At 35.0% G+C, this 16,055-nt stretch carries 16 protein-coding genes and 1 pseudogene; 6 read left to right on the top strand and 11 right to left on the bottom strand.

Annotated elements, in window-relative coordinates:
• The first annotated feature begins 14 nt into the window (after positions 1-14).
• A complete protein-coding gene (locus tag JO950_RS17975) occupies positions 15-302 on the top strand; it encodes a type II toxin-antitoxin system RelE/ParE family toxin (protein WP_202703876.1) in 288 nt (95 codons plus the stop codon).
• Here the strand turns inward: JO950_RS17975 and JO950_RS17970 are convergent.
• On the bottom strand, positions 299-613 hold the full coding sequence (locus JO950_RS17970; protein ID WP_202703875.1) for a hypothetical protein: 315 nt from the start codon (positions 611-613) through the stop codon (positions 299-301). The two genes, JO950_RS17975 and JO950_RS17970, sit on opposite strands and share 4 nt — an antisense overlap.
• A gap of 115 nt (positions 614-728) precedes the next feature.
• On the opposite strand from JO950_RS17970, the pseudogene JO950_RS17965 reads away from it, so the two are divergent.
• Positions 729-997, top strand: a pseudogene (locus tag JO950_RS17965) (helix-turn-helix domain-containing protein); the annotation flags it as partial.
• 204 nt (positions 998-1,201) lie between these two features.
• On the opposite strand, the gene JO950_RS17960 reads toward JO950_RS17965, so the two are convergent.
• Positions 1,202-1,585, bottom strand: coding sequence for a hypothetical protein (locus JO950_RS17960; RefSeq protein ID WP_202703874.1), 384 nt, complete (start codon positions 1,583-1,585; stop codon positions 1,202-1,204).
• A gap of 111 nt (positions 1,586-1,696) precedes the next feature.
• On the bottom strand, positions 1,697-2,122 hold the full coding sequence (locus tag JO950_RS17955) for a hypothetical protein (protein ID WP_017497466.1): 426 nt from the start codon (positions 2,120-2,122) through the stop codon (positions 1,697-1,699).
• 152 nt (positions 2,123-2,274) lie between these two features.
• On the opposite strand from JO950_RS17955, the gene JO950_RS17950 reads away from it, so the two are divergent.
• The gene (locus JO950_RS17950; RefSeq protein WP_202703873.1) at positions 2,275-3,504 is read left to right on the top strand and encodes a multidrug effflux MFS transporter; all 1,230 of its coding nucleotides are present in this window, start codon (positions 2,275-2,277) and stop codon (positions 3,502-3,504) included.
• A gap of 255 nt (positions 3,505-3,759) precedes the next feature.
• Here JO950_RS17950 and JO950_RS17945 read toward each other — a convergent pair whose 3' ends face one another.
• From JO950_RS17945 to JO950_RS17930, 4 genes are all read right to left on the bottom strand, one after another.
• A complete protein-coding gene (locus JO950_RS17945; protein WP_202703872.1) occupies positions 3,760-5,019 on the bottom strand; it encodes an NAD(P)/FAD-dependent oxidoreductase in 1,260 nt (419 codons plus the stop codon).
• 83 nt (positions 5,020-5,102) lie between these two features.
• Complete coding sequence (locus JO950_RS17940) at positions 5,103-6,437, bottom strand: DEAD/DEAH box helicase (protein ID WP_202703871.1); 1,335 nt, start codon at positions 6,435-6,437, stop codon at positions 5,103-5,105.
• 229 nt (positions 6,438-6,666) lie between these two features.
• Positions 6,667-8,208, bottom strand: coding sequence for a DEAD/DEAH box helicase (locus JO950_RS17935; protein WP_017498295.1), 1,542 nt, complete (start codon positions 8,206-8,208; stop codon positions 6,667-6,669).
• A 110-nt stretch (positions 8,209-8,318) separates the two neighbouring features.
• Positions 8,319-8,849 carry a DUF6155 family protein gene (locus JO950_RS17930; RefSeq protein WP_202703870.1) on the bottom strand — a complete coding sequence of 177 codons (531 nt, stop codon included), beginning with the start codon at positions 8,847-8,849 and terminating at the stop codon, positions 8,319-8,321.
• 103 nt (positions 8,850-8,952) lie between these two features.
• Here JO950_RS17930 and JO950_RS17925 point away from each other — a divergent pair, with 103 nt between their 5' ends.
• Together JO950_RS17925 and JO950_RS17920 are read left to right on the top strand one after the other, a co-directional pair.
• On the top strand, positions 8,953-9,240 hold the full coding sequence (locus JO950_RS17925) for a DUF3817 domain-containing protein (protein ID WP_017498293.1): 288 nt from the start codon (positions 8,953-8,955) through the stop codon (positions 9,238-9,240).
• Entirely contained in the window at positions 9,233-10,489 is a 1,257-nt protein-coding gene (locus JO950_RS17920; RefSeq protein WP_202703869.1) for a mechanosensitive ion channel family protein, read from the top strand. The genes JO950_RS17925 and JO950_RS17920 overlap by 8 nt, the downstream gene beginning before the upstream one ends.
• Before the next feature lie 170 nt (positions 10,490-10,659).
• On the opposite strand, the gene JO950_RS17915 is transcribed toward JO950_RS17920, so the two are convergent.
• On the bottom strand, positions 10,660-11,088 hold the full coding sequence (locus tag JO950_RS17915; protein WP_202703868.1) for a hypothetical protein: 429 nt from the start codon (positions 11,086-11,088) through the stop codon (positions 10,660-10,662).
• 48 nt (positions 11,089-11,136) lie between these two features.
• Positions 11,137-11,520: an acyl-CoA thioesterase gene (locus tag JO950_RS17910; protein ID WP_017498290.1), complete on the bottom strand. Its 384-nt coding sequence runs from the start codon at positions 11,518-11,520 to the stop codon at positions 11,137-11,139.
• 60 nt (positions 11,521-11,580) lie between these two features.
• Between JO950_RS17910 and JO950_RS17905 the strand changes: the two genes are divergently transcribed.
• The gene (locus JO950_RS17905; RefSeq protein WP_202703867.1) at positions 11,581-11,988 is read left to right on the top strand and encodes a glyoxalase; all 408 of its coding nucleotides are present in this window, start codon (positions 11,581-11,583) and stop codon (positions 11,986-11,988) included.
• A 227-nt stretch (positions 11,989-12,215) separates the two neighbouring features.
• On the opposite strand, the gene JO950_RS17900 is transcribed toward JO950_RS17905, so the two are convergent.
• Together JO950_RS17900 and JO950_RS17895 are read right to left on the bottom strand one after the other, a co-directional pair.
• Positions 12,216-13,958, bottom strand: a complete 1,743-nt coding sequence (locus tag JO950_RS17900) for a DUF885 domain-containing protein (protein WP_202703866.1) — start codon at positions 13,956-13,958, stop codon at positions 12,216-12,218.
• Between the two features lie 68 nt (positions 13,959-14,026).
• Positions 14,027-16,003: a thiamine pyrophosphate-dependent enzyme gene (locus tag JO950_RS17895; RefSeq protein WP_202703865.1), complete on the bottom strand. Its 1,977-nt coding sequence runs from the start codon at positions 16,001-16,003 to the stop codon at positions 14,027-14,029.
• Between the last annotated feature and the right edge of the window lie 52 nt (positions 16,004-16,055).

The following is a 16,055-nucleotide window of genomic DNA, read 5'->3' as shown; positions in this document are numbered from 1 at the left end:
CCTAAAAAGTTTTTATGGAAGTAATTTGGACAGAGAAAGCTGAAAAGACTTACACCAAAAATTATGAATATTTAGTTGAGAATTGGTCTTTAGAAATTGCTAAAAAGTTTGATGAAGAAGTATTAAAAACAATTGATATCATATCAAAAAATCCGCATTTAGGTCGCTACAATAGAGATTTTGATTTTAATAGTATTTTAGTTGTAAAGCAAATAACATTATTTTATACTGTTGCCGGTAATAAAATACTACTTTTACTTTTTCATGACAACAGACAGAAACAAGTCAAGTATTTATTCTAAATATCTTTCTTTTTTGCATTTATTCTCTTAACCATTTCGCTGTGAGGAATAGTTTTTCCATTTCTAATATCTTCTTTTGCCTGCTCAATTTCTTCCAATAATTCCCATTTATTGTATTCTAATGGATCAAGAATTTTTGCTATCGCAAGCATTTCGTTAATTGTAAATGTCTGAGATTGAAGTTTTCTGTAATATGTGGGACTAGATAAACCGAGTTGCTCTATTATATACTTTTTTTTGTAGGGCGATTTATCTATTAATTCGTCCAGTTGAGCAGCAACTTTTCTATATGCGATAATTTCCTGTAACATATCTGAACCTTTTTTATTACATTTATTTTAGCAAATATAGTAAAAATATGTTACAGTACATCTTTAATATTAGAACTAAAAATCCTAGATCTGGCGTTATATAATACATACCAATATGCCAAACAAAAAAGTATACCAAGGAAGAAATATAAAGCGTTTTCGTGAAATGCTTGGAATAAAGCAAGAAGTTCTTGCCTACGAACTAGGCGAAGACTGGAACCAAAAGAAAATTTCTATGTTGGAACAAAAAAAGTTATAGAAAAGAATATCTTAGAACAAGTGGCCAAAATCCTAAAAGTACCTAGTGAAGCTATTGAGAATTTTGATGAGGATATGGCAATTAATATCATAGCAAATACTTTCCATGAAAGCGCTGTTGCAAATACTTTTACAGATGGTGTACAAGTAAACTTCAACTGTATATTTTTAAACACATAGAAACATAGATTCGATGTCTATAAAAGAGTATTACAAGAAACATGTTTCTTACACATAGTAGTCTCTGTGTGTTTTAAATAAGTGAAACGCCTTTTTTGAGACTTAAAATCTATGTTTCTAGGTGGTAAATGAGTTAAGTATTATCTTTTTCTACTCGTACAATTTGGTTAGAACTGTATCTTTGGGAACTAAATCGTCACCGCCTCTTTTTGAGAATTGTAAAACATCATCCTTTGCAAATAAAACGGCACCTGCGGAACCGTCTTTGCCTTTAATGGTAATTTGAGCTTTTTCGCCAAGCGCGTATACATTACCGGTAACTTCCATAACGCCGCTTACAAATTTCTGATTGTCGCTCGTAATCTCAGCCGTTCCGAATATTTTATTATTGGATTGCGCCATATTAATTTTCAGGACATATTCTTTGCTGCAGGTTTTACAATTTTCAGTGCTCCAGGTTCCGGTAAATCGATTGGTTTGCGAATAGGACGCTATAGAAACAATCATTAATAAGAATACGAAAATTTTCTTCATTTTGATTTAAAAGTATTTGTAATTCAATCAGCTTCAAATATAAAACAAAAAAGCATTCACCGTAGCGAATGCTTTTGTTTGATTTCAATTTTTAGTCTAAAATCTATTGTTTTAGTTTTGTTTTATCTTTTTCAGGTAAACTGGTTTTCCGTTCAGCGATACGCTAATTTCATTGTTTTTTTCATTGAAAGTAGTTCGCAGCGCATTTCCTTTAAAAATGGTGACGTCTCCGTAGACTTTTCCGGTTTCATCAGATACGTATTCAAACAGCAATTTTTTGTTATCCGGTTCAAGTCCGATTTTGTAGCTTGAAAATTTTGAAGTGGTTAAATCAAACTCCTGATGCGTGTCAATAATATTGCCATCTGCATAAAAATTGGTAACGGTTTTGTTTAAAGTAATGTCCGGGTAATATTTGTTTACTTTTTGCAGTAATGCGTACTGCTCTACATTTGCCTCTTCTTTTTTGGACGTAATGGTTTGTGCAAATGAAATTGTGGTAAAAATAAGCGCGAATACTAAAATGTAATTTTTCATAATTTTTGATTTAAGATTAGTGTTAATAATGCTTTTTTATAGTTCAATTAATGCGTAACCTAATCAAACGTTTTATTAAAAAACGTTTAAATTACACTACAAGATATGAAATCTTTACCTTTGCAAAAAATGAAAAGCAATTTTTTAAGAAAATGACAACAAAAAAATACATTACCCTTATCCTTATTTTAGGTTCTTTAACAGCACTCGGCCCATTTTCAATAGACATGTATCTTCCTGGTTTCTCTGGTATAGCAAAGGATTTGCATACTTCGGTAGCAAAAGTATCCATGAGTTTATCCAGTTATTTTATCGGAATCTCAGCAGGACAATTATTATACGGACCATTATTGGATCGTTTTGGCCGAAAAAAACCTTTGTTTATAGGTTTGATGGTTTATATTCTGGCTTCTTTGGGATGTATTTATGTAACTAATATTGATTCGTTTATCCTTTTACGATTTGTTCAGGCCATTGGTAGTTGCGCTGCCACAGTGGCTTCTGTAGCGATGGTTCGTGATTTATTTCCCGTAAAAGACATTCCAAAAGTATTCTCTTTATTGATGCTTGTGGTTGGGCTTTCTCCTATGCTGGCACCAACCATTGGAGGTTATGTAACAGAAGATTATGGCTGGCATACCGTATTTTTTATCCTAATGTGTATGGGAATTGCTATATTAATTGCATCACAAATTGGTTTACCAAATACTTATAAGCCTGATACCTCAATATCTTTAAAGCCAAAACCGATTATCACTAATTTTATCAGCGTTTTTAAGGAGCCACAGTTTTACACCTATGCCTTTACTGGTGCAATCGCTTTTTCGGGCTTATTTTCATACGTTGCGGCCTCACCTATCATTTTCATGGACATTTACCACGTTGATGCCAAGACTTACGGTTGGATTTTTGCTTTTATGTCGTTAAGCTTTATCGGTTCAAGTCAGTTAAACTCCTTATTATTGAAGAAATATTCTAGTGAACAGATGATTTTTGGGGCGCTAATTTCGCAGTCTGTTATTAGTATCCTTTTTCTAATTCTGGCTTTAAATGACCTTTTGGGATTGTATGAAACTATCGGAATGTTGTTTTTATTTCTGGCTTGTCTGGGAATTTCGAATCCAAATACTGCCGGACTTACCCTGGCGCCTTTTGCTAAAAACACAGGAAGTGCTTCAGCATTAATGGGGGCTATTCAGTTGGGTATTGGGGCTTTGGCTTCGTTTGCTGTTGGAGTTTTCGTTAAAGATTCTGTAGCTCCAATGGTAGCTATTATGACCACTACTACTCTTACAGCTTTTGTCTTTTTAAACATCAGCAAACGTTCTATCAAACAAAAAGTAGAATTGACTACGGAAGACGATATTGCGATTGGTCACTAATAAAGATATTTTGAATTGTCATTTCGACGAAGGAGAAATCACACTAGAAACTCCGCAAAGTAATTCGCCAATCTTTGTCGAGCCACTAGTGTGATTTGCTACGCCTGTTCGCTATCGCTCGAGTCTCCTTTCAGTCGAAATGACAAGACTGCATAAAAAAGCCAGATTCTATTATGATTCTGGCTTTTTATTCTAATGTAGTTTGTATCTTTTTTCTCCTTGGAGTTTGAAATTTAAAAGATTGGGATTTATTTTCTAAGATCTTTTATCCGATCTGATAATCATTCTCAAAGACTGATCTCTTGCAAAATAAGCGACCATCCAGTTCCAGAATGTATTTAATCTGTTTCTGTAAGTGATTAGAGATATCAGGTGGATAAACAGCCAGATAATCCAGGCAAAAAACCCTTTAAAATGCCATTTTGGACTTGGTAAATCTACAACAGCTTTATTTTTTCCAATAATCGCCATAGAACCTTTGTCATTGTACATAAATGCTTTTAAAGGTTTATTTTGAACCATTGCTTTAAAGTTTTTAGCCAAATTTAATCCTTGCTGAATAGCGACCTGCGCTACTTGCGGATGTCCGTCCGGGAAATTTTTATCACCGGCTGTGATGGCTGTGTCACCAATAGCGTAAATATTTACGAGTCCATTGACTTTATTGTATTCATCTGTCGCCATTCGTTTTCCACGACCATAGCTTTCTGCTGGGATTCCTTCAAAAGTTTTAGCAGAAACTCCGGCTGCCCAAATCAGATTTTTGGTTTTAATGGTCTCGCCGTTAGCGAAATGAACAGTATCATCAACATAGTCAACAACACGTGTTTGAAGTTTTACCACAACACCAAGTTTGGTAAGTGCATCCAGAGTATCCTCCTGAGAAGCTTTACTCATAGGCGAGAGGAGTGCGTCTCCCCCATCGACTAAATACACATTACTGGCTGATGTTTCTAATTCCGGATATTCTTTTAATAGAATACTTTTGCGCATTTCGGCAAACATTCCGGATACTTCCACACCTGTTGGTCCTCCTCCCGCTACAACAATGGTTAACAATTTGCGTCGTTTGCGCATGTCTTTGGTAATTGCTGCTTTTTCAAGGTTTTTAAGCAGTGCATTACGCATTTCGATGGCGTCGTTTAGCGTTTTCATCGGAATGGCGTTTTTCATTACATTTTCCATTCCAAAGTAACTGGTTTCAGCACCGGTTGCAAAAACTAAATGATCGTATGTTAATTCTCCGTTGTTCAGGATAATTTTATTCTCGGCCGGAACCACAGAAAGCAGTTCTCCTAAACGAAACTGAAGATTCTTTTTACCAGCAAAGAATTTTCTAAACGGATAACTGATACTTGAGGGCTCTAAAAAAGCAGTGGCAACCTGATATATAAGTGGTGGAAAAAAGTTATAATTGTTCTTGTCTACAAGTGTTACCTGTATCTGAGGATGGTTAACAAGCTCTTTTGCAAGATTGATTCCTGCAAAACCACCTCCTATGATGACTATCTTCATATATGCTGTATATTAACTGGGATTATAGTGAAATTACCTTATAAATATACGACATAAATTAGCAAAGTTAATCGGCCGGAATATTACTTTTTGAATTTTTTAACAGGTTTTTCGGTGACTTCAACTTTGTTCTGTAAAACATAACTGGCCATCAGTTTTTCAATTAGTTCGTCTTTAGTCAGATGATGAAAAACGGTCTTTACCTTCGTTTTCAGATCGCTTGACATATCATGATTGGGCTTTGTTTTAAAAATTTGCTTGGCCCATAAAAGCATATTGTTTTCTTCAAGACTTAAAGCCGACGGTTTTTGGAATTGGGTAAATTTAATTCCTAATTCTGCTTCAAATTCCGGAATTTCTGCTACTTCTTCCTCCTGTAAAACAGTTAGTGAAAGCCCCTTCGCTCCTGCCCTTGCAGTTCTTCCGCTTCGGTGAACGTAGTTTTCATAAGTATCGGGCAAATGATAATTCACAACATAAGAAATCTCTTTTACATCAATTCCTCTGGCTGCCAAATCTGTAGCCACTAATATATTGATATGTCCTTCACGAAATTGCTCCATAATTCTGTCACGTATTCCTTGTGACAAACTGCCGTGAAGTGCTCCAGAAGAAAAACGATTGATCGCTAAATTCTTCGCCAATTTATTGACTGCTGCTTTGGTTTTACAGAAAATAATACCGCGTTCCCCTTCTTTTGAATTTAGGAAATGCATTAAAACATCCAGTTTTTCAATGGGATCCACTACAATATATTCGTGATCAATTCCTTGATTACCTGCAGTTTCCATATTGGCGCTAACCTGAACTACATTTTTATTCAAATAGTTCTGAATCAGCTGTTTGATTGTTCCCGGTAAAGTAGCCGAAAACAATAAAGTACGGTGTTTTTTAGGAAGTTCCGCAATGATTTCGTCCAAACTTTCTTTAAGTATCGAAACCATTTCATCGGCTTCATCCAGCACTAAATAAGAAGTTTGTTTTAAATCAATCGCTTTGCGCTGAATTAAATCAATTAAACGTCCCGGTGTAGCCACCACTATTTGTGTAGGCTGTGTTAATCGCTCAATTTGTGGTTTTATTGGAATTCCTCCACAAACTGAAGCAATAGAAATATTTGGAATATGTTTTCCAAAATCTTCTAAATTTCTAAAGATTTGCTGTCCAAGTTCTCTTGTTGGAACTAAGATGACAGCCTGAACAACAGGAGATTCAGTATCCACTAACTGCAGCAACGGCAATCCGAAAGCTGCGGTTTTACCGGTTCCTGTTTTGGCTAAACCAACTACATCCTGAGTTTCAGCCAGAAGTAATGGAATTGTTTTTTGTTGAATTTCTGTTGGTTCAACAATATTCAATTCGCCTAATGCTTTTAAAATTGGTGCTGAAATTCCTAATGATGAGAATTGTTTAGACATACTTTTTATTTTAGAGTTCTGATTTTAGATTTTTGATTCCTGCTACAGATTACTCGGATTAAAATGATTTTTTAGAACCTTTAGTTCTTTATTATGTCATTTCGACGAAGGAGAAATCACATCCAATATTCGACAAACTTTGTGTAATACCAGTGCGATTTCTCCTTCGTCGAAATGACATATTGTAACTTTGATTTCGCTCAACGCGAAAACCTGAAACAAAATTTTTCTATTCGTCCGGTTCGTTCATGATTTTTTCACGATACTTCTTACCTATTAATAACGTCAGGTTCTTTTTATAATCGTCAAGAAGCCATTCGCGGTAATTTTTACTACACTGACTCAAACATTTTGCAAAACGTTTGATACGGCATTCTATATCATCATCAAGTTCTTTTCCTAATGATTTTGCTTCTTGCAGCGTTTCTGTATTGTCCACACACATGGAAGCATGTTGTTCTAATGATTTGTCTAAAACCACTTTTGAACGTAAATTTTGTTTGATAATTAACTTATGTTCTTCATCAACATCAAAAGTTACATCGGCAGTTTTACTGAATTTAGCACGTAATTCCGGAGGCATACTGTATTTAAAGTACATTTCAATCTCAGTATCATCGCGAAGATTCTCCAAATAAAATTCAGGCGATTTAAAGATGTGCTGCCAGTTTACCGGCTCACTCCATAAACCAAAACGTGCTGCGTTATTACCTAAATCGATTACTGTAAATTCGTCTTTTCCGGGTAATTTACGGGACCCACGACCAATCATCTGATAGTATAAAGTTAATGATTTAGTCGCTCTGTTTAAGATAATTGTTTCAACTGTTGGTTCATCAAAACCTGTTGTTAAGATTCCCACAGAAGTCAGAATCGCATCCGGTGTTTTTTTGAACCATTGTAAAATATCCTTACGCTCTTCTGAGCTGCTGGTGTTATCAAGGTGTCTGATGTCATAACCCGCTTCTCTAAATGTTTCATAAACATATAACGAAGTGTGGATACCATTATTAAAAATCAGGGTCTTTTTGCCTATTGAACGTTCCGTATAAGCATGCAGTAATTTTTCCTGCATAATAGTATTGGTATACAAATCATCAGATGATTTTACGGTATAATCTCCGTTAATACCTACTTTAAGAGAGGTTAATCCAACATCATAACTATAGGTAGTTGCACGAGCTAAAAATCCCTTGTCAATCAATGAACTAATGGTATCACCCACAATAAGTTCATTGTAACTCTGGTGCATCGGTAATTTTATATTTGAACTCAAAGGCGTCGCTGTTACTCCAAGAATAAAAGCATTTTTGAATGAGTTTAACAGCTTTCGGAATGAGTTGTAATGCGCCTCATCAATAATAACCAAACCGATATTATCTAAATGTAATTTTTCGTCATTGATACGGTTTTTCAAAGTCTCTACCATGGCCACAAAACAAGAGAAATCGTTTTGATCCGGTAATTCTTTTACTTTACTGTTAATGATTTTATTGGAAACACCAAACCCTTTCAGCATTTTTGAGGTTTGCTTACAAAGTTCGATACGGTGCGTCAGGACCACCACTTTTTTATCATTATTAGCTAAATAACGACGAACGATTTCGGAAAAAATCACAGTTTTTCCACCACCAGTAGGCAATTGATATAATAAATGATGTTTCGGAGGAGCGTTGTCTAAACGATCAAAAATGGCATCAATATCGCCTTTTTGATATGCATAAAGTTCTTTTTTCTCTTCTCTTTCTATTTCTAAAGTGTTTTGAGACATTGTTTATTTTTGGATTTTTGCAAAAATACACCGAAAAAACAGTTTTTCACTTTATTTTAACCTAAAATAAATGTTTTTTTTAAATAAGATTTTTTATGAGAATCGATTTATTAGTCGATTTTCTCTAAAATTGCCTCGAAATCGTACCTATTTATCCATTTTTGTTGAAGAGTTTCTTGTTGAATGGTGACGATTCGTTCTTTAAAATCCGGTAAAATTCCATTGGAAATGGAAAAATTCACTGCCTGTTCAAAGGAATTGAAGATGCTTTTACAGAATAATTCCTGTTTAACCGGATTTTGAGACGAATAAGTTTGTGCTATTTCTATATTGTAAAGCATAATATCAGCAACCACAAAAGGATCAACTCCCAATAAAATAAAATGTTTGATGTATTTCTGCGCTACTGAACGTCGCAATTTTGCTTTCGGACGTTTTCTGGCTCCTGCTTTTTTGATTGGAAAATATTCGTGTGAAATCTTTACTTTACATTCCTGCAACAGTTTATCTTCTTTAGGATTAAAGACAAAATCGTAATACACTTTTACAGGACTAAACTTTTCATACAATTCGATAATTTGCTCTTCGAGCTGTTCCTTATCTAATTCGGCAAGATATTTTTTTAAATCGCGTTTACTCATTATCAAAGTTTAAGATTACAAAAGTAAATTACTTTCCTGATTCATACTGCAAAAACCAACGATAATACTTAATTTTGCTAGTATTAAACTCAAAAATTAGAATATGCTCAAGATTTTCAAAGTTACTGCAATTTTAGAGGGAATCTCTTATTTAGTATTGTTTACCAATATGCTTTTCATCAAAACCAATAATCCTGAACTTTATCACACCTTATTACGTCCGTTGGGAATGACGCATGGTGTTTTATTTATCGGATATGTTTTACTCGCTATTTTACTTAAAAAACCGCAAAACTGGGATTTAAAAACCTTTGCAATTATACAAATCGCCTCACTTATTCCGTTTGGAACTTTTTATATAGAGAAAAAATACCTGGAGAATAATGCCTAGACTTTTGGATAAAATATTCAACTTTTTATACCCTATTTTTAGAGACTGGGGCATGAGCCGTAATATTGCGTCTTATGTGAGCCTGGTCTTTAATATTGCCATTATGGTAATACTGGCTTATGCCATTTATTATTTGGCAAAATTTGTTTTGGTTACGCTAACCGCCGTTTTTGCGCAGCGTACCAAAACAAAATTTGACGATTACCTTATTCACAATAAAACCACAAAATATACGGCCTATTTAATTCCGTTTTTCTTTATTTACAAGGCTGTTCCAATCATTCTGGATAAATATGAGTACTGGGAGTCTGTTTTTGGAAAAATAGTAGGTGTTTATATCGTTTTACTGGGATTGTGGATTACCCGCACCATTTTTAATGCTTTACGTGATTATTTAAAACAAAAACCGGAATACAGCGACAAACCAATCGATAGTTTTGTTCAGGTTATTATGATCGTACTTTGGATTTTTGGAGTTGCCATTATTATTTCGAAGTTATTCGGAATCAAACAAGGCGAATTGCTGACTATCCTAGGAACACTTTCAGCTATTATTATCTTGATTTTCAGAGATACTATTCTCGGGTTTGTTTCGAGTGTACAGGTAGCGATAAACGATATGGTTCGTATTGGTGACTGGATTACGATGGATAAATTCGGAGCTGATGGTGATGTAATCGAAATTAACCTGACGACCGTTAAGGTTCGAAATTTTGATAACACGATTACCACAATTCCAACCTATGCTTTGAGTTCTGATTCTTTTCAGAACTGGCGCGGTATGCAAAAATCTGACGGTCGACGTATCAAAAGACACGTTTTAATCAAAAGCAGCAGCATTCGTTTTTTGAATGACGAAGATTTGAATCAGATGAAAAAAGTACAATTGATTTCTTCTTATATCGAAAGCAGACAAGCTGAAATCGACAAATACAATGAGCAACGCGGAGTAGATAAAACTCTAGCGCTTAATGGCCGAAACATGACCAATTTAGGATTGTTTCGCAAGTATATCATGCAATATTTGGTAACACATCCCGGCTTAAACAAAGACATGCACATGATGTGCCGTCAACTGCAATCGACTGCAAATGGAGTTCCTTTAGAAATTTATGCTTTTTCGAGCGACAAACGCTGGGCCAATTACGAATATATTATGTCTGATATTTTTGATCATGTAATGGCTTCCGTAGAATATTTCGATCTTGAGATATTTGAACTGCCTTCGAAGATTGGTAGGTTTGATTAAGAAAAGTTTTGTTTGAGGTTTCAAGTTTCAGGTTTCAAGTTTCAGGTTTCAGTCTCAGTTTTCAGTCTAAGTTTTCAGTCTCAGTCTCAGTCTCAGTTCTCAGTTCTCAGTACCGCTGTTCAGTCTCGGCATAAAACTGAGACTGAGAACTGAGACTGAATACTAAAAAATCACTCCTTAACTTTTTCAAAAACAAACCCTGATTCGTTATAATCTATAGGCTGATCGGGCATAAAAAGCGGAAGATTAAAATAGATTCCGATTACTCCTTTTCCTAAGAACAATTTATTGTCTTTTTTTAGCAAGGCTAAAGGAATTCTCTTCCAGCTTCCGCCATTAGCAATAAAATGATAATCCCCTCTTAGCGTATCTCCTTTGATATCCCCTCTTACATCCCCCGAATCTTTACCTATTTTATGGTAGAATACTTCATAACGGCCAAAAAAACGCTTATTGTTTATACGAATGTCCAAGATTGCTGTATCGCCTTTGTGAACCGCACGATAGACGGCATGTTTGTACTCTTCTTTGTTTTCTTTTGAATTGCAGGAAATTAGAGCAAGAGTCAATAAAGAAGCTACTATAAAAGTTTTGACCATTGTTTGAGTTTTTAAAATAACAGGTTCTGTTTTTGTGTGCCGAAAAAATTACAAACGATCTTTTACAAATTCAATTTGAGTTTTTCCGTGAGCTTTGGGTTTTCCCTCTTCATCCAGACTAACCATCGTAGTTTTATCTATGGTAATGATAATTTCACGAGTCATCATATTACGTACGGCACATTTTAAAATCAGTGAAGTGTTTCCAAATTTCACAACATCAATTCCAATTTCAACGATATCACCTTGTCGGGCGGAACTCTTAAAATCAATTTCAGACATGTATTTGGTAACTACTCTCGTATTTTCCAACTGAATGATCGTATACAGTGCCAGTTCTTCATCGATCCAGGCAAGTAACTTTCCTCCAAATAATGTTCCGTTCGGATTTAAATCTTCGGGTTTAACCCATTTTCTGGTATGAAATCGCATAATATTTAGTTTGAATAAAAAATTTTGTATTGGATTTTTTTCTAAATTTAAAGAAAAAACATGGAAGCAAGAGACTCTTTTTTAAAAGAATTCAGAGGCGAAACTTTAGGAACCATAAGTGCTCAATCTTCTGCGGATGAGTTGTTTCAAAATCAAACCATTAGACCCATTTTAAAACTTCAGAACGATTTATTTGTGGCGGTTTTCATTAACTATGTCAATAAAAATAAAGCTGATTTTTACTCGTACACAGTCGAAAAGAAACTCCAAACCATCGAAAACTCCATTCAGAAAGATATTAAGTTTAGAAATTCTCTAAAAGGAATCGTAATGGCGCTTTTCACCCTTGAAGAATACGAAACCTATATTCAAAACTCCTCCAGTCTCAACAAAAGGATGATGAATTTACTCATCGACCGATTGAAAAGTCAGGTACAATTGTTTGAACTAGAATCGAAGTCGAAATAGAATTTGACCTATAAAACAAACCCGACAGGTTTTAAAAACCTGTCGGGTTTACATAAATTACTGTTTAAACCTCAAAATAAAAAAGACTAACAGTTAAACAAACTGTTAGTCTTTTTACTTTGCATCCATTAGGACGCAGTTCTCAAAAAAAATGTTTTACACTTAATAAAACAAAATTTTGCAAACGACGATTCTATAAGTTTAAAATCGGCCGTAATTGTTGCTGTTTATTCCTCAGACAACATTAACTCTTTGATATATTTGACCGGAGCGCTTCCAAAACTTAAGAATTTCTCGTGAAACTTCTTTAAATTGAATTTATCTCCTTCTTTCTTTTTAAGTTCTTCTCTTAAGTTATAGATCTCAGTATATCCTGTAAAATAAGAACACAATTGTACTTGTGATAAAGTAACACGTTTCCATTTTCCATCTGCCTCAGCTTGTTGCTGGAAAGCCTCTTTAGTCAATAAATCCAATGCTGCTTCTTTAGACATATTTTTAGTATGTACGCTAATATCCAAAATGGTGTTGCAAGTAGCTCTCAAGTTCCATTTGTAATACATTAACCACATCTCATCAGAGTTTTTATATCCGCTTTCCAACATCATTTTCTCTGCATAAACAGCCCAACCTTCTACCATAGCGCCATTTCCTAAAATAGATTTAATGATACTTGGCGATTGATTGCTGTACACCAATTGAGTATAATGTCCCGGAACAGCTTCGTGAATGTTTAAAATTTGAAGGATATAATCGTTGTATTCACGAAGGTAGCTTTCTGCATTTTCAGCCGTCCAACCTGACATACTTCCCACATTATAATAGGTGTTAGCATTTTTATCATAAGGTCCGGGAGCTGAAATAGAAGCTCCTGCCACTCCTGCCATATAAGCCGGCTCTTTACGAACTACAAGTGGTTTTGAAGGATCGATATACAATAAATCTTTTGCTTTAACATAGGCTGTTAATTCCGGAATTTGTTTTTCAATTTCAGACTGGAATTTCTCCGGTGTAGTATGCTGTAAAGAGATTTTATCAATTACTTGTTTGATTAAATCCAGTTTATCAGCAGGCTTTGGTTCGTTTCCTTTGTATTTTTTCCAAAGTTTATCAGCTAAAACAAACATTTTTTCGTGCAAATCTTTTTTATGATCTACGGCAACTTTAAATATTTCCTCCGCCGTATAGCTTGATTGAATATCAAAATTGAACTTTTTAGCAAACAATTCCGATCCAAGTCTGAAAGAACGTGGTGTTTTGTTTTCTAACTTCTTTAACCAGTCAGCATAATCTGCAACTGCTTTTTTAGCAACGATTCCTTTATCGAGTATTTGTTTTTTCTCGGCAGCAGTTAATTTACTTTTTTCCAAAGCTGCAGCCAAGTCAACGTCAAAAACACTAGAACCACCCAAATTTTGTGCTATAGCAAGCTCTGTATGTTCAACTGTTGGATTTTTAATATTCTTTTTGGCTGCTTCATAAAATGCAGGAACCTTATTCATTTTAGCATTGAAAGCACGTAAACGAACTTCTAATGAATCGTATTTACCATTTAAGATTTCAGCGAAAGCTCCACAAACATTATATTCAGAAGGATTCCACTGAGAAGATTTTACTTCTTTAATGCTAAAAACAGTAGCTTCCAATTGATTTTTTATCATTTGAAAATCTGTCTTATTGTTATCCGACAAATCTTCAAGTTTAAATTGTTTTAAAGAATCCAATTCAGAATTAACAAAATCAAGTTGTCTTTTTTCCTCAGCAGCATCCGGAACCACCAAAACACTGTCTAGTTTATGATAACCAACAGCCGAAGCCCAGCCCGGGTTAATCTTCCATAAATCAGTAACAAAACGATCCTTATAAGCGTCGAATTTTGTATCTAATGCTTTGTCGCTCTCAGACTTCCCATTCTTATTACAGGAAAAAAGTACCGTGATTGCAAAAATTGAAACAAACAGTTTTTTCATAAGTTATATTTTTTATGGTTTAAAGATAAAAAAAATGTTCTTTATGCAAAACTATTTGTTATTTGTAATTAATATTTCAATAATTCTAATAAAACATCTTCAAATCGATTTTTAGCTAAAAACTGATCCTCCAGTGCTTTGGTAAACGGAATAGGTGAATCTAAACTGGCTACTCTTTTTACAGGAGCGTCTAAATATTCAAAGCATTCCTCCATAATTAAGGCCGAAATATCACTCGCAATACCTCCAAACAAAGTATCTTCCTGATAAATGATTACTTTTCCTGTCTTTTTAACCGAATTAAAAATAGTTTCGGTATCCAAAGGCTGTAACGTTCTTAAATCAATTAAATCAGCTTTTATTTCAGGATTTTTATTCAGCGTTTCTAATGCCCAATGAACGGTGGCACCAAAAGCTATTATAGTGATAGAATCTCCTTCTTTCAATAAGGCTGCTTTTCCTAACGGGATAGTGTAATAATCTACAGGAACATCCTGATAAACGCTACGATACAATTGTTTGTGTTCGAAAAACAATACCGGATTCGGATCATTTATAGAAGTATTCAATAATCCTTTTGCATCATACGGAAAGGCCGGATAAACAACTTTTAGTCCCGGAGTTTTAGTAAACCATGCTTCATTGGTCTGCGAATGAAAAGGTCCTGCCTGAGTTCCTCCGCCACAAGGCATTCGTACCACAACATCGGCCTTTTCTCCCCAACGGTAATGTGATTTAGCCAGTAAATTTACAATTGGGTTAAAACCTGTAGAAACAAAATCGGCAAACTGCATTTCGACAATAGCTTTACAACCGTTGATTGACAATCCCATTCCGGCAGAAACAACCGCACTCTCACAAATTGGAGTATTTCGAACACGTTCTTTCCCGAACAACTTTACAAATCCATCCGTAATTTTAAAGGCCCCACCATATTCAGCGATATCCTGCCCCATTATCACCAGATTCTCATGCCGTTCCATCGATTGTTTTAAACTGCTGCTGATGGCATCAATAAATCTAATATTAGTTACTTCAGAATCAGATTTAACTTCCTCATAAACAAATGGTTTATAAACATCATCTAATTCACCACTATAATCCGGAACGATTTCCGGCTCTGCATTTGCCATGGCCCAGTTTTCATCAATTTCCTGTTTAATGGAACTGTGCAATTGTTCGTCAAATTCAGTGGTCAGAACACCGGTTTCTATTAAATATTTTTTGTAATTCGCTACCGGATCTTTGGCTGCCCATTCGTCCATTAGCTCTTGCGGAACATATTTGGTACCACTTGCCTCTTCATGGCCACGCATTCTGAAAGTCTTAAACTCCAGTAAAACCGGATGCGGATCTTTCTGCATTTCTTCTTTCAGTTGTGCCAGTTTATTATAGATTTCCACTATATTATTTCCATCAATAATATGACTCTCTATACCATAACCTATTCCTTTATCGGCCAGGTTTTCACAAAAATACTGCTCGTTTGTTGGTGTAGATAACCCGTAACCGTTGTTTTCAATTACAAACATGACAGGTAGTTTCCATACGGCCGCTATATTCAGCGCTTCATGAAAATCACCTTCACTGGTAGCGCCTTCACCTGTAAAAACTGCTGTTATTTTATTCTCCTTTTTAAGTTTATGCGCCAGTGCAATTCCGTCTGCGATACCAAGTTGTGGACCCAAATGCGAAATCATACCGATAATATTGTATTCCTGAGTACCAAAGTGAAAACTGCGGTCTCTTCCTTTTGTAAAACCATTTGCTTTTCCCTGCCATTGCGAAAATAAACGATGTAGCGGGATATTTCTACTGGTAAAAACGCCTAGATTTCGGTGCATAGGCAGTACATACTCTGAGTCATCTAAAATAGAGGTAACCCCCACTGCGATGGCCTCTTGCCCTATTCCGGAGAACCATTTGGAAACTTTTCCCTGACGAATTAAGATGAGCATCTTTTCTTCGATGAGTCGGGGTTTGAGAATTTTTTTATATAAGTCTAATAATTGAGTGTCAGTTAGGTCTTGTCTGTAAAAGATCATTAGCGGTTAGTTTTTAATATTTCAAATATAGAAAAATATAACAATTTTATAG

The sequence above is a fragment of the Flavobacterium sp. UGB4466 genome (assembly GCF_903469665.1).
GTDB lineage: Bacteria > Bacteroidota > Bacteroidia > Flavobacteriales > Flavobacteriaceae > Flavobacterium > Flavobacterium lipolyticum.
The sequence above is the reverse complement of the archived record's forward strand: the minus strand, read 5'-3'. Positions and strand labels throughout refer to the sequence as shown.

What these genes read in the sequence shown, in the direction of transcription:
- JO950_RS17975 (WP_202703876.1), top strand. Translation starts at nt 15, where the DNA reads ATGGAAGTAATTTGGACAGAGAAAGCTGAAAAGACTTACACCAAAAAT.
- JO950_RS17970 (WP_202703875.1), bottom strand. Translation starts at nt 613, where the DNA reads ATGTTACAGGAAATTATCGCATATAGAAAAGTTGCTGCTCAACTGGAC.
- JO950_RS17960 (WP_202703874.1), bottom strand. Translation starts at nt 1,585, where the DNA reads ATGAAGAAAATTTTCGTATTCTTATTAATGATTGTTTCTATAGCGTCC.
- JO950_RS17955 (WP_017497466.1), bottom strand. Translation starts at nt 2,122, where the DNA reads ATGAAAAATTACATTTTAGTATTCGCGCTTATTTTTACCACAATTTCA.
- JO950_RS17950 (WP_202703873.1), top strand. Translation starts at nt 2,275, where the DNA reads ATGACAACAAAAAAATACATTACCCTTATCCTTATTTTAGGTTCTTTA.
- JO950_RS17945 (WP_202703872.1), bottom strand. Translation starts at nt 5,019, where the DNA reads ATGAAGATAGTCATCATAGGAGGTGGTTTTGCAGGAATCAATCTTGCA.
- JO950_RS17940 (WP_202703871.1), bottom strand. Translation starts at nt 6,437, where the DNA reads ATGTCTAAACAATTCTCATCATTAGGAATTTCAGCACCAATTTTAAAA.
- JO950_RS17935 (WP_017498295.1), bottom strand. Translation starts at nt 8,208, where the DNA reads ATGTCTCAAAACACTTTAGAAATAGAAAGAGAAGAGAAAAAAGAACTT.
- JO950_RS17930 (WP_202703870.1), bottom strand. Translation starts at nt 8,849, where the DNA reads ATGAGTAAACGCGATTTAAAAAAATATCTTGCCGAATTAGATAAGGAA.
- JO950_RS17925 (WP_017498293.1), top strand. Translation starts at nt 8,953, where the DNA reads ATGCTCAAGATTTTCAAAGTTACTGCAATTTTAGAGGGAATCTCTTAT.
- JO950_RS17920 (WP_202703869.1), top strand. Translation starts at nt 9,233, where the DNA reads ATGCCTAGACTTTTGGATAAAATATTCAACTTTTTATACCCTATTTTT.
- JO950_RS17915 (WP_202703868.1), bottom strand. Translation starts at nt 11,088, where the DNA reads ATGGTCAAAACTTTTATAGTAGCTTCTTTATTGACTCTTGCTCTAATT.
- JO950_RS17910 (WP_017498290.1), bottom strand. Translation starts at nt 11,520, where the DNA reads ATGCGATTTCATACCAGAAAATGGGTTAAACCCGAAGATTTAAATCCG.
- JO950_RS17905 (WP_202703867.1), top strand. Translation starts at nt 11,581, where the DNA reads ATGGAAGCAAGAGACTCTTTTTTAAAAGAATTCAGAGGCGAAACTTTA.
- JO950_RS17900 (WP_202703866.1), bottom strand. Translation starts at nt 13,958, where the DNA reads ATGAAAAAACTGTTTGTTTCAATTTTTGCAATCACGGTACTTTTTTCC.
- JO950_RS17895 (WP_202703865.1), bottom strand. Translation starts at nt 16,003, where the DNA reads ATGATCTTTTACAGACAAGACCTAACTGACACTCAATTATTAGACTTA.